The organism is Nocardioides ungokensis (assembly GCF_013466985.1).
GTDB classification, from domain to species: Bacteria; Actinomycetota; Actinomycetes; order Propionibacteriales; family Nocardioidaceae; genus Nocardioides; species Nocardioides ungokensis.
Map to the genome: position 1 here is coordinate 72,527 of NZ_CP059164.1, position 12,386 is coordinate 84,912.

Sequence of the window (12,386 nt, forward strand, 5' to 3'; positions counted from 1 at the left end):
CATGACCGATGTACTGGTCTGCATCAAGCGGGTGGTCGACTCCACCGGCGAGGTCGTCCTCACCGACGACGGCCAGGCGGTCGACGGCCGGTACGCCGGCTTCACGACGAGCAACCACGAGGAGTGCGCCGTCGAGCTGGCCGTGCAGGTTGCCGGCGCCACCGGAGGCCAGGCCTCCGTGCTGACGCTGGGCGACGCCGACGCCGTCGAGCAGCTGCGGTCCGCGCTGGCCGTGGGCTGCACCGCCGCGACGCACGTCGAGGCCGACCCGGCCCGCTTCGGCCCGGCCGACGTGGCGCGCGAGATCGCCGCGGTGGTGCGCGACCACGAGGCCGCCGGGCACCCGCACGACCTGGTCCTGCTCGGCAACGACGCCGCCGACAGCGGAGACTTCCAGGTCGGCATCCGGCTGGCCTACGAGCTCGGGTGGCCGGTGGTCAACGGGGTCGCGACCGTCCGGGTCGAGGACGCCCCGGACGGGCAGAGTGTCGTCGCGAGCGGGGACGGCCCGGAGGGGCACGAGACCTACCGGGTCCCGTTGCCCGCGGTCGTGACCGTGCTGGAGGGCGGGGTCGAGCCCCGCTACCCGACCGTGCCGGGCCGGATGAAGGCCAAGAAGGTGGCGATCGAGCAGCGCACACCGACCGCGGAGCCGATCGGCCCGAAGCGGGTGCGCCTGCTGCTGCCCCCGCCGGCGCCCAGCAACGTGCAGGTCCTCGGCAAGGGGGCCGACGCGGCGCCCGCCGTGGTCGACCTGCTCGAGCAGCTGGGGGTGCTGGCCCGATGATCCTGGTCCTGGTCGAGACCGACGCGTCCGGAGCGGTGGAGGTGTCCCGCGAGGCCCTGACCTTCGCCCGCGACCTCTCCTCCGCTGGGGGCGGCGTCCCCGTCGACGCAGTCGTGGTCGGCCCGGTGCCCCCGGGGCTGCGGGAGCAGCTCGAGGCGTACGCCGTCCGCACCGTGCACAAGGCCGACGGCGAGGGCTTCGCCGCGTTCTCGGGTGCCGCCTGGGCCGCCGCCGTCCAGGCCGCGCGTGAGGCGGCCGGCTCCGTCGTGGTGACGGCGGCCGGAACTCCCCGCGGCAACGAGGTGCTCGCGCACGTCGCGGCCCGCCTCGGGGTGGCGATGGCGGCCAACGTGCTGTCCTTCGGCGGGCTCTCGCCGTTCGTGGTCACCCGGCAGGTCGTCGGCGGCGCCGCGCTGGAGGAGATGCGGCTCGACGAGCGGCCCGCGGTCTTCACCGTCGCCGGGCACGCGGTCGAGGCGTCACCGGCGCCCTCGCCGGGCCCCGCGGACGTCGTCGAGTGCCGGCCGATGTTGTCGGAGGCCGACCTGGTCGCCCGTGTGGTCTCCACCGACGAACCGGAGCCGGACCTGTCGGGCAGCCTGAAGTCGGCCCGGGTCGTCGTCGGCGCCGGCCGTGGCGCCGGCAGCGCGGACGGCTTCGCGGACCTGCTGGAGCTCACCGACCTGCTCGGCGCCTCGCTCGGCGTCTCGCGCGTGGTCACCTCACTGGGCTGGCGCCCCCACCACGAACAGGTCGGCCAGACCGGCAGCCGGATCTCGCCCGACCTCTACATCCCCTGCGGGATCAGCGGTGCCATCCAGCACTGGGCCGGCTGCGCGACCGCGAAGAACATCCTGGCCATCAACACCGACCCCGACGCCCCGATGGTCACCAAGGCGACCCACGCCGTGATCGGGGACCTGCACGAGGTCGTGCCGGCGATCAACGCGGAGATCAGGCGGCGCCGCGGCGCGTGATCCCGGCCCGCCGCACCGGGTCGGAGCGGGTGGGGTTCCGCATTCCCGCCCGAAGCCGGGCGTCGCCGTGCGACGATGCGCCGGCCAATGCTCGGGCTTGGCTCCGCGCAGGCCTTCGGGGTGGGGACGGGGTGAGCCCACGGATCGAAGGACGACGTGATGCTGCGTGTACGCCGCGGGGTGGCAGGTGCTGCCCGGACCAGGAAAACGCTGGTCGGACAGCTGGTGACCGGGACCCTGCTCGCCGGGGCCCTGGTGGCCGGCTGGACGCCGGCACCCGCCCAGGCCGCCGACTCAGCCACCACCTTCGTGACCATGGTCGGGGAGAGCGGCGAGTACATCAGCGGCGGCCAGGCCGACCTCTGGCGGCCCGGTGCCGGCGAGGTCAGCCTGAGCGGTTCGGTCGACGACCAGGTGCAGGTCAACGTCGCCGGCGGGCCCTCGGGTGACGACTTCACCTTCACCTTCGGTGCGGCCGGTCAGGACAGCCTCGTCCCCGGTGACTACGAGCGCGCCGACGGCGCCACCGGGCACCCGGTCCTGGGCATCTTCGGCAGCGGCCGCGGCTGCACCAGCACGGGGCGGTTCACGGTCCTCGACATCGACCCCGCGCTGACGCGGCTCTGGCTCGTCTACGAGATGCACTGCGGCAACGGCTCGCCGGCCGCGTTCGGCGAGGTGCGCATCAACGAGCCCGGCGGGGACTCCGACCTGCTGGTCGCGCCCGACCACGTCGCCTGGCCGGCCGGCTACCCCCACGTCGCGGGGCGCAACGTCCCGGTCCGCCTGGTCAACACCGGAGCCGCGCCGCTCACGGTCGCCGGTGCGGCGATCACCGACGGTGCCGCCGACTTCTCCGTGAAGAGCAGCACCTGCGGCACGCTCGCGGTCGGCGCCTCCTGCCAGGTCAACGTCGGCTTCACCGCGTCGAGCAGCGGAGCACGCTCGGGCACCCTGACGATCCAGGACTCCAGCGCCGCTGGCCGCCACACGGTCGCCCTGAGCGGTGCCGGCATCCCGGGCAACACGGCGTGGCGGATGCGCAGCGACCGCGGCGATTACATCGGCGGCGGCGAGGACTGGTCCTACACGCCGCAGGACACCCGGATCCTTGCCTCGGGGGACCAGTCGCGGATCCAGGCGAGCACCGAGGACGGATCGTGGACGGCCGACTTCGAGGCCGACTCCGGACGCACGCTCACACCGGGCACGACGTTCACCGGCGCGACGCGCTTCCCGTTCAACGACGCGACGACGCCCGGGATGGACGTCGGCGGGTCGGGGCGTGGCTGCAACGAGATCAAGGGCAGCTTCACGGTGCACGAGGCGTCGTACGACGACACCGGCGCTCTCGAGAAGCTGTCGGTCTCCTTCGTCCAGCACTGTGAGGGCGCCACCCCTGCGCTGTACGGCTCGATCACCTGGCACGCCGACCAGCCCGGGGCCCCGCTCCCGCCGCGGGTGAGCGTCCGTACCGACCGGGCCAGCTACGACTACGGCAGCCGGGCGGTCGTGACCGCGAAGGTCTCGGCCGACTCGCCGGTGCGGACCCTGTCGGTATACGCGACGTCGCCCGGGGGCGTGAGGAAGCTGGTGACGACGGGCACCGTGGACGGCGACGGCCTCCTCGTCGTGCGGGTCCCCGTGGTGCAGCAGACCACGTTCACGGTCGCACTCGACGGGCAGGGGCAGGTGCCGAGCACCTCGGCCACGCGCTCGGTGTCGGTGCACGCGAAGGTGACGCCGACGATGCAGCGCTACCGGAGCAGGTCCGGCCGCTACTACGTCTACGGCCTCTCCCAGGACGCCTTCATCCAGGGCAAGGTCAGCCCCGACCACGCCGGGGACTGCCTGTACTTCCGCGCGGAGTTCCTGGTGGCCGGCTCGTGGCAGTACCCCGCCACCACCAAGTGCGTGCACCTGTCGTCGGCGAGCACCGCGCGGGCCTACCTCGCCGGGAACGCCAACTACCGGGGCATCCCGATCCGGATGCGCGCGGAGTGGCGCGGCGACAAGCGGAACCTCGCCGAGAACAGCGCCTGGCGGTACCTGAAGTTCGTGGGCTGAGGAGGGCCGGCCCGGCACCCGGCGTCGGGCGTGAGCGCAACGATCCGGCGTGGTGGGTGCCGGGGTTGCCCGGCCGTCCTACCCTGAGACGCACGGGGAGGGAGGGCCATGCGCGGAAGGCGTGCACTGGTGGCGTTCACGCTGCCGACGGTGCTGGTGCTGACGGCTGCCTGCGGCGGGTCCAACGCGCAGCAGGCGAACGACCCCACGACCTCGCCCGGCTCCACGTCGACGAGCCCCGGGTCGACATCGCGGACGTCGGCCACGCCCGACCCCGGGAGCAGCGCCACCCCGGTCGCCGACCCGCAGCACGCCGTCGACCCGCCGGGGCCGCGCAAGGGCGCCCTGGGGCTGGCCGACGTGCTGGTCTACAACGGCGACTCGCTGAGCCCGTCCACCGTCGCCGCGATCCGCGGGCTCAAGGGCGTGCAGAGCGTGGAGACCCTCTCGCTGGCCCAGGTGCCGATCGAGAACAAGGTCATCACGGTGGCCGCGGTCGACCCCTCGACGTACCGCAACTTCACCCCCGCCGCGAGCGCCGAGACCCAGGCGGTCTGGGACCGGGTCGCCGGCGGCGAGCTCGCGATCCGGCCGGAGCTGAAGAAGAAGCTCCCGCTGGACAGCCACGGCTACCTGCGGCTGGGCAGCGAGAAGGACGCGACGGCGGTGCACATCGGGGCCTTCGCCCCCAGGTCGAGGGAGCCATCGACGCCGTCGTCAACGAGTCGTGGATCCCGACCCTGCACATGCAGCGCGACAACGCGCTGCTCGTCACCACCGGGCAGACCGCGCCGGAGTCGCTGCGCAAGCCCATCGAGAAGCTCGCCGGGCACGACGCGTCCGTCCAGATGCTCGACGCGGTCGCCCGCTACGGCCTCGACCCCGACGTCCAGCAGACGGCGTTCGTGGTCGGCACCATCGCCGATGCCGTGGGCACCTTCCGCTACTCGGTGCTCGGCGGCGGCCGGATCGCCCCGGACCCGGCGTGGGTGGCCGCCCACATCACCACGCAGAGCGTGCCGATCCTCGGCAACGTCACCTGCAACAAGCTGATCTTCCCCCAGCTCACGGCGGCCCTGAACGAGGTCCAGTCGCGCGGGCTGGCGGACAAGATCCACCCCAGCGAGTACGCCGGCTGCTACTACCCGCGCTTCATCGCCGGCACCACCTCGCTGTCCAACCACTCCTTCGGCCTGGCGCTCGACCTCAACGTGCCCGGCAACCAGCGGGGCACCGTCGGCGAGATGGACCGGACGGTCGTGTCGATCTTCAAGAAGTGGGGCTTCGCCTGGGGCGGCGACTGGCACTACACCGACCCGATGCACTTCGAGATGAACGCGCTGGTCAACCCTCGCTGACCCCCGGCTACCGTGCCCTCATGCGCGCAGTCCAGGTCATCACGCCCACCGGTCCCGCCGCCCTCGAGGTCCGCGACGTCGAGGAGCCCACCCCGGGCCCGGACGACGTGCTCGTGGAGGTGCGCCGGGTGGGCATCTCCTTCCCGGACCTGCTGCTCAGCAAGGGGGAGTACCAGCTCAAGCCCGAGCCGCCCTTCACCCTCGGCGTCGACTTCGCCGGCACCGTGTTGCGCCCGGCGGAGTCCGGGGCAGGCGGCTTCGAGACCGGTCAGCGGGTGGCCGGGGTGGGGGCCTACGGCGGCGCGGCCGAGCGGGTGGCCACGCCTGCGATGTTCACCTTCGCCCTCCCCGACGCGCTGTCCTTCGACGAGGGTGCCGCGCTCCCCATGAACTACCTGACCGCGCAGTTCGCGCTCGCCGAGCGCGGTGGGCTGCGCGCCGGTGAGACCGTGCTGGTGCACGGGGCGGCCGGTGGCGTCGGCACCGCGACCATCCAGGTCGCCAAGGGGTACGGCGCCCGCACGATCGCCGTCGTGAGCTCCGACGAGAAGGCGGCCGTGGCGAAGCGCGCCGGCGCCGACGAGACCGTGCTGGTCGACGGCTTCAGGGACGCGGCGCTCGCCCTGACCGAGGGGCGCGGCGTGGACGTCGTGGTGGACGTCGTCGGTGGCGACCTCTTCACCGACTCGCTCCGCGTGCTGGCCCCGCAGGGCCGGCTGCTCGTGGTCGGCTTCGCCGCCGGGCAGGGCATCCCCCAGGTCAAGGTCAACCGGCTGCTGCTCAACAACGTCGACGTGCGCGGCGTCGGCTGGGGCGCCTACGCGATGACCCGGCCCGGCTACATGCAGGAGCAGTGGGCTGCGCTGGTGCCGATGATGGAGAGCGGAGTGGTCCGCCCGCCGATCGGCGCGACGTACGACCTCGAGGACTTCGGACGCGCCCTGAGCGACATGGAGGCGCGCCGCACGCTGGGCAAGTCGGTCGTCCGCGTCGCCGGGTAGCCTCTGCCCGGTGCGTCGCCTGGGGGTCGTGTTGATGGTGGTGCTCGGCCTCGTGTGCCTGGCGGCCTGCGACAGCGGCGCGTCGCGCGGGGGGACGACGCCCAAGAGCGACTGGTCCCCGGCTCCCACCCGCGTCGACGGCCTGAGCGTCCTGGCGGAGGCGGACACCGACGGCCTGCGGCTGCACACCGCCTCGGGGGACAAGACCTTCCTGCCCGGGATCAACCTCGGCAGCAGCGTGCCCACCCGCCAGCCGGGCGAGCTGGACGTGCTCACGGCCGACGACTACCGCCGCTGGTTCGGCGAGATGGCGGGCCTCGGCATCCGGGTGATCCGCGTCTACACGGTGCACCCGCCCGCCTTCTACGACGAGCTCGCCGCCTGGAACAGGGCGCACCCGCAGTCGCCGCTCTACCTCGTGCAGGGCGTCTATCTGCCCGACGAGTCGTACGTCGAGCCGGGGCGCACGCTCTACTCGCCGTCGGTCGACCGGGCCTTCACCCGGGAGCTGGCCGACGCCGGCGCCGCCGTGCACGGCGACCTGACGCGCGCGCCGCAGCCCGGCCGGTCGTCGGGCACCTGGCACACCGACGTGTCCCCGTGGCTGCTCGGCTGGATCGTCGGCGTCGAGTGGGACCCGGACGCCACCGCGCGCACCGACCGCCTCGAGCGGGACGCGGCCTACCGCCCCGGCACCTACTTCCGCGCCACCGGGGACGCCACGGCGACCGAGCGCTGGATCGCCCGGCACCTCGACGGGCTGGCCGCGGCCGAGCACGAGCGGGGCGTGAGCGTGCCGATCGCGTTCGTGAACTGGCCGACCACCGACCCGCTGTCCCACCCCCAGGAGCCGATGCGGCAGGAGGACCTCGTCGGGGTCGACGCCGAGCACGTGCTGCCGACCCGCGCCTGGCCGGGCGGCACGTTCGCCAGCTTCCACGCCTACCCCTACTACCCGGACTTCCAGCGCTACGAGCCCGGACTGCAGCGGACGACGTGGCGCGGCCGGCCCGACCCGTACGCCGGCTACGTCCGGGCGCTGCGCGACCACTTCACCTCGATGCCGCTGGTGATCTCCGAGATGGGTGTCCCGTCCTCGCTCGGCTCGGCCCACCTCGGGCCGCTGGGGCGCGACCAGGGCTCGCACACCGAGCAACAGGCCATGCAGACCGACGCCGACCTGCTGCACCTCGTCCACGACCAGGGCGCGAGCGGCGCCTTCGTCTTCTCCTGGGCCGACGAGTGGTTCAAGCGCACGTGGAACACCCAGGACAGCCAGGTCGACGCGCGGCGCCAGCTGTGGCACGACCCGCTGACCAACGAGCAGTGGTTCGGGGTGCTGGCCACCGACAGTGCCCGCGTCCCGGACTCCGGCCACGAGCTCACACCCGCCTCGGGCGCCCTGGAGTACGTGCTGGCCGAGGCCGACGCGTCGTACCTCCACCTCGACGTGACCGGTCGCGAGGCCACCCCGGCGAAGGCCTCGATCCTTGTCGACTCGGTGCCGGGCGAGGGGCCCGACTACCGGGTGGACGTCGACGCGGCGGCGGGCACGGCGCGGGTGTCGGTGCGTCGCGACCTGGAGCCGGTGCGGCTCTACACGCGCGAGGCCATCCCCGCCATCGAGCGCCAGAGTGCCTGGCACGTCTACCGCCAGATCATGAACCGCAGCTACGAGGTGGCCGGGAAGCACCACGACGCCGAGCTCGGTGACGTCGGCGACCTGGTCCGGGGAGACTGGGACCCGACCTCCTCCGACTACGACAGCCTGGCGACCTGGCAGGTCGACGACGCCCACCGGACCCTGCACCTGCGGCTCCCCTGGTCGATGCTCGGCCTCGCCGACCCCTCGTCGCGCACGGCGCTGGGTGCGGGGAACCCGGCGGAGCTGGTCCGGGTGCCCGGGATCGGCCTCACCTTCGACGTCGACGGGGCCACCGCGCGGATGGACTACACCTGGCCGACGTGGAACCACGTCGGTTACTCCGAGCGGCTCAAGGCGGGCAGCGGGGTGCTGGGCGAGGCGTTCCGGACCCTGGCTCCCTGACGCCGTGCCATGGCGGCGGTTAGGGTCGGGGGCGTGAGCATCCTGGATGAGGCCCGCGAGGGCATGAACCCCGAGATCCGTCCGCAGGACGACCTGTTCGGCCACGTCAACGGACGGTGGCTCGACGAGGTCGAGATCCCCTCCGACCGGTCGAGCTGGGGGCCGTTCGTGCAGCTGGCCGACGCGGCCGAGGAGCACGTGCACCGGATCATCGAGGACCTGGCCGCCCAGGTCACCTCGGGTGACGGCGCGCCCATCGACGAGGACGCCCGCAAGATCGGCGACCTCTTCGCCTCCTTCATGGACACCGGGGAGATCGAGCGCCGCGGCCTGCGCCCGGTGCGCCCGCTGATCGACGCCGTGGCCTCGCTGCGCGACGTGCGCGACCTCGCGGCGTTCCTCGGCGAGTTCGAGCGGATCGGAGGCCACGGTCTCTTCGGCTCCTACGTCGACACCGACGACCGGCAGTCCGACCGCTACCTCTTCCACATCGTGCAGGGCGGGCTCGGCCTGCCCGACGAGTCCTACTACCGCGACGACAAGTTCGCCGAGGTGCGCGAGAAGTACGTCGCCTACCTGACCCGGCTGCTCGGCCTGGCCGGCCACGAGAACGCCGCCGAGGCCGCGAGCACCGTCCTGGCGATCGACACCCGCCTCGCCGCCGGCCACTGGGAGCGGGCGGAGACCCGCGACGTCCAGAAGACCTACAACCTGAAGACGGCCGAGGAGCTCAAGGCCCTCTGCCCGTCGTTCGACTGGGACGCCTACGTCACCAACCTCGGCGGCAAGGACAAGACCATCGCCGAGGTCTGCGTGCGCCAGCCCTCCTACCTCGCCCACCTCTCGACGGTCCTCGACGAGGTGCCGATCGAGGAGTGGAAGGAGTGGCTGCTCAGCCACGTCGTCCGCGCCTCCGCGCCGTACCTCACCGACGACCTGGTCGAGACCAACTTCGACTTCTACGGCCGCACCCTCAACGGCACCCCCGAGCTGCGCGCCCGCTGGAAGCGCGGCGTCGCGCTGGTCGAGGGCGCGATCGGCGAGGCCGTCGGCAAGGAGTACGTCGCCCGGCACTTCCCGCCGAGCTCCAAGGCGATGATGGACGACCTGGTCGCCAACCTGCTGGCCGCCTACCGCGACTCGATCTCCCGGCTGGACTGGATGACCGAGGAGACCAAGGAGCGGGCCTACGAGAAGCTCGAGACCTTCAACCCGAAGATCGGCTACCCGAAGACCTTCCGCGACTACTCGGCGCTGCAGGTCAGCCCCGACGACCTGCTGGGCAACGTGGCGTCCGCGTCCGCGTTCGAGACCGACCGGCAGCTGGCCAAGATCGGCTCCCCGGTCGACCGCGACGAGTGGTTCATGCTGCCGCAGACCGTCAACGCCTACTACAACCCGGGCACCAACGAGATCTGCTTCCCCGCCGGGATCCTGCAGAAGCCGTTCTTCAGCCCCGACGCACACCCGGCGGAGAACTACGGCGGCATCGGCGCGGTCATCGGCCACGAGATCGGCCACGGCTTCGACGACCAGGGCGCCCAGTACGACGGCACCGGCACCCTCAACGACTGGTGGACGCCGGCCGACAAGGCGGCCTTCGAGGTGAAGTCGAAGGCGCTGATCGAGCAGTACGACGCCTTCGAGCCGCGCACCCTCCCCGGCGAGCACGTCAACGGCGCGCTGACCGTGGGTGAGAACATCGGCGACCTCGGTGGTCTCACGATCGGCCACACGGCGTACCTCATCGCCCAGGGCGGCCAGGCGTCGGTCGAGGAGCGGCAGCGGCTCTTCATGAACTGGGCCTACTGCTGGCGCACCAAGCGCCGCAAGGAGCAGGAGCTGCAGTACCTCACCATCGACCCGCACAGTCCCGCGGAGTTCCGGGCCAACATCGTGCGCAACCTCGACGAGTTCCACGAGGTGTTCGGCACCGTCGAGGGTGACGGCCTGTGGCTGGACCCCGCGGAGCGCGTCCGGATCTGGTGACGTGACCACGATCGGCGTCTGCGAGGACGACGCGCAGCTCCGGTCCGTCATCACCCGCGCCTTCAAGGCCGAGGACTTCGACGTGGTCAGCGTGGCGACGGGCGCGGAGGCGCTGCGCGCGTTCGTGGAGCGCCAGCCCGACGTGATCGTGCTCGACCTCGGCCTGCCCGACGTCGACGGCCGCGACGTCTGCCTGGCGCTCAAGGCCAACGGCGTCGTGGCGCCGGTCCTGATGCTCACCGCCCGGACCGGCGTCCACCACAAGGTGGCGGGCTTCGAGGCCGGGGCCGACGACTACCTCGGCAAGCCGTTCGCTGGCCGAGCTGATGGCCCGGGTCCGGGTCCTCGAGCGGCGGGCGATCGCGATGCGGCCGACACCGGAGGGGGCGCGGCTCGACCCGGCGACGCACGCCGTCGTGGACGGCGAGGTGTCGGTGGCACTGACGCCCACCGAGTTCGCGGTGCTGGCTCGCCTGATGAGCGTCCCCGGTGAGGTCGTCCGGCGCCGGGCCCTGGTGGCCGCCGGCTGGCCCGACGGCGCCATCGTCTCCGACAACACCCTGGACTCCTACGTGCGGCGGATCCGCAACAAGCTCTCCGGCCTCCCGGAGGGCGGCCCCCGGGTCGAGACCGTCCACGGGGTCGGCTACGTATGGCGCTGATCCCGGTCGGGCTGCGCGCCCGGCTGGTCTGGGTGACGATGCTGATCACGACCCTCGTCGTGGCCGCGGTCATCGTGCTGGTGCAGGTCTACCTCGCCCGGGTGACCACTGCCGACTCCACCGAGGTGGCCCGGGCGCGGGCCGACGCCGTGGCGGGCACGGTCCGTGTCGTGCACGGGAAGCTGACCGTGCTGGAGGCGAGCTCGGCCACCCTCGACCGCGACGTGTGGGTCTTCGACGCCCACGGGCACCTGGCCGAGGGCCGGCTCCCCCGGGACCGGGCGTCGGTGGTCACCGGCCTCGGCGCCAGTCCGGTCGCCGGCTCGCAGGTCCTCGCCGAGCGGGTACGCCTCGTCTCCCAGCCGGTCGTGCAGGACGGCACCCGGATCGGGGTGGTGGTGGCCGGCGTCGACCTCACGCCGTACGAGCACGCCGAGAGCCGCGGGCTGTGGCTCTCCCTGGTCCTCGGGCTGCTGACGATCGTCGCCGCAGGCGTCGCCGCGGGGGAGGCCGCCCGGCGCACGCTCGGGCAGGTCCACCACATGGTCCGCAACGCCCAGGACTGGGAGGAGCACGACCTCGACCGCCGCTTCGACCTCGGGCCGCCCGTCGACGAGATCACCGAGCTCGGCCAGACCCTCGACCACATGCTCGACCGGATCGCCGAGGCGCTGCACGCGGAACGACGGCTCTCCGACGAGGTGGCGCACGAGTTCCGGACGCCGCTGACGGTGATCCGCGCCGAGGCCGAGCTGGCCCTGGCCGCCTCGGACCCTGCCCAGCACGAGCCGCTGCGGGCGATCGTGGAGGCCGCCGAGCGGCTCGACGGGGTGGTCGGCTCGATGCTGGACGCCGCCCGCTCGCGCCACGACGAGGAGTCGACCGCCGACGCGGTCCGGGTCCTCACCGCCCTGGCCACCAGCCGCCCGCACGAGATCACGATCCGGCCGCCCGAGCCCGGTCCCGACGTGTGGGTGGCGGCGCCGCCGGAGCTGGTGCGGGCGGCGCTCACGCCGCTGCTCGACAACGCCCTGCGGCACGCCGCTGCGAGCGTGTGGATGACGGTCGAGCCGCGAGGCGACCGGGTGGTCCTGACGGTGCTCGACGACGGGCCCGGGGTCACCGAGCAGGAGGCCGGCGAGGTGTTCCGTCCCGGCCACCGGGGGGTCGTCGGGGGCTCCGCGGGGCTGGGGCTGGCCGTCGTACGCCGCCTCGTGGAGTCGGTGGGCGGGACCGTCCGGGCGGTGCCGGGGCAGGGCGGGCGCTTCGAGGTCGACCTGCCCGCCGGGGACTGAGCACCGGTCAGATTTTCGGCAGGAGCCGTCACCCACGATGGAGGAGTGTCCACCCGGGGTGGCGGGCTGCCCCTTCCCGTCCACCCGCTGGCGACGTCGGCGTTGCCGTCGTCCGCACCGCACCGGGTCGCACGATCTCCGGTCCGTCCACGTCCCCCGCGTGGGCGGACCGGTTCCATTTCGGGGCGCCCCTTGATCGCGGT

The 12,386-nt window shown here is 73.0% G+C and carries 11 protein-coding genes; 10 read left to right on the forward strand and 1 reads right to left on the reverse strand.

All coding sequences use genetic code 11. The features are described 5' to 3' along the window. The first annotated feature begins 1 nt into the window (after position 1). The 3 genes from H0S67_RS00355 (at position 2) to H0S67_RS00365 (ending at position 3,831) form a co-directional block, all read left to right on the forward strand. Positions 2–787, forward strand: a complete 786-nt coding sequence (locus H0S67_RS00355) for an electron transfer flavoprotein subunit beta/FixA family protein (protein ID WP_180934985.1) — start codon at positions 2–4, stop codon at positions 785–787. Beyond that, positions 784–1,764 carry an electron transfer flavoprotein subunit alpha/FixB family protein gene (locus H0S67_RS00360; protein ID WP_180934986.1) on the forward strand — a complete coding sequence of 327 codons (981 nt, stop codon included), beginning with the start codon at positions 784–786 and terminating at the stop codon, positions 1,762–1,764. The genes H0S67_RS00355 and H0S67_RS00360 overlap by 4 nt, the downstream gene beginning before the upstream one ends. Before the next feature lie 225 nt (positions 1,765–1,989). Further along, positions 1,990–3,831, forward strand: coding sequence for a choice-of-anchor D domain-containing protein (locus H0S67_RS00365; protein WP_180934987.1), 1,842 nt, complete (start codon positions 1,990–1,992; stop codon positions 3,829–3,831). A 368-nt stretch (positions 3,832–4,199) separates the two neighbouring features. Here the strand turns inward: H0S67_RS00365 and H0S67_RS24070 are convergent, their stop codons facing one another. Further along, positions 4,200–4,355 carry a hypothetical protein gene (locus H0S67_RS24070; protein ID WP_246354996.1) on the reverse strand — a complete coding sequence of 52 codons (156 nt, stop codon included), beginning with the start codon at positions 4,353–4,355 and terminating at the stop codon, positions 4,200–4,202. Between the two features lie 222 nt (positions 4,356–4,577). Here H0S67_RS24070 and H0S67_RS24075 point away from each other — a divergent pair, with 222 nt between their 5' ends. Genes H0S67_RS24075 through H0S67_RS00395 form a run of 7 tightly spaced genes read left to right on the forward strand, consistent with a single transcriptional unit; the run spans position 4,578 to position 12,183 of the window. Then, positions 4,578–5,189: a M15 family metallopeptidase gene (locus tag H0S67_RS24075; RefSeq protein WP_246354997.1), complete on the forward strand. Its 612-nt coding sequence runs from the start codon at positions 4,578–4,580 to the stop codon at positions 5,187–5,189. 20 nt (positions 5,190–5,209) lie between these two features. Further along, positions 5,210–6,190, forward strand: coding sequence for an NADPH:quinone oxidoreductase family protein (locus H0S67_RS00375; RefSeq protein ID WP_180934988.1), 981 nt, complete (start codon positions 5,210–5,212; stop codon positions 6,188–6,190). A gap of 10 nt (positions 6,191–6,200) precedes the next feature. Next, the gene (locus H0S67_RS00380; protein ID WP_180934989.1) at positions 6,201–8,237 is read left to right on the forward strand and encodes a hypothetical protein; all 2,037 of its coding nucleotides are present in this window, start codon (positions 6,201–6,203) and stop codon (positions 8,235–8,237) included. A gap of 33 nt (positions 8,238–8,270) precedes the next feature. Beyond that, positions 8,271–10,226 (forward strand): M13 family metallopeptidase, encoded by a 1,956-nt coding sequence (locus tag H0S67_RS00385; protein WP_281368933.1) that lies wholly within the window; start codon positions 8,271–8,273, stop codon positions 10,224–10,226. Between the two features lies 1 nt (position 10,227). Further along, complete coding sequence (locus H0S67_RS00390) at positions 10,228–10,719, forward strand: response regulator transcription factor (RefSeq protein WP_246354998.1); 492 nt, start codon at positions 10,228–10,230, stop codon at positions 10,717–10,719. After that, positions 10,703–10,888, forward strand: a complete 186-nt coding sequence (locus tag H0S67_RS24080) for a helix-turn-helix domain-containing protein (RefSeq protein WP_246354999.1) — start codon at positions 10,703–10,705, stop codon at positions 10,886–10,888. The genes H0S67_RS00390 and H0S67_RS24080 overlap by 17 nt, the downstream gene beginning before the upstream one ends. Further along, complete coding sequence (locus tag H0S67_RS00395; RefSeq protein ID WP_180934990.1) at positions 10,879–12,183, forward strand: HAMP domain-containing sensor histidine kinase; 1,305 nt, start codon at positions 10,879–10,881, stop codon at positions 12,181–12,183. The genes H0S67_RS24080 and H0S67_RS00395 overlap by 10 nt, the downstream gene beginning before the upstream one ends. The last annotated feature ends 203 nt before the right edge of the window (positions 12,184–12,386 follow it).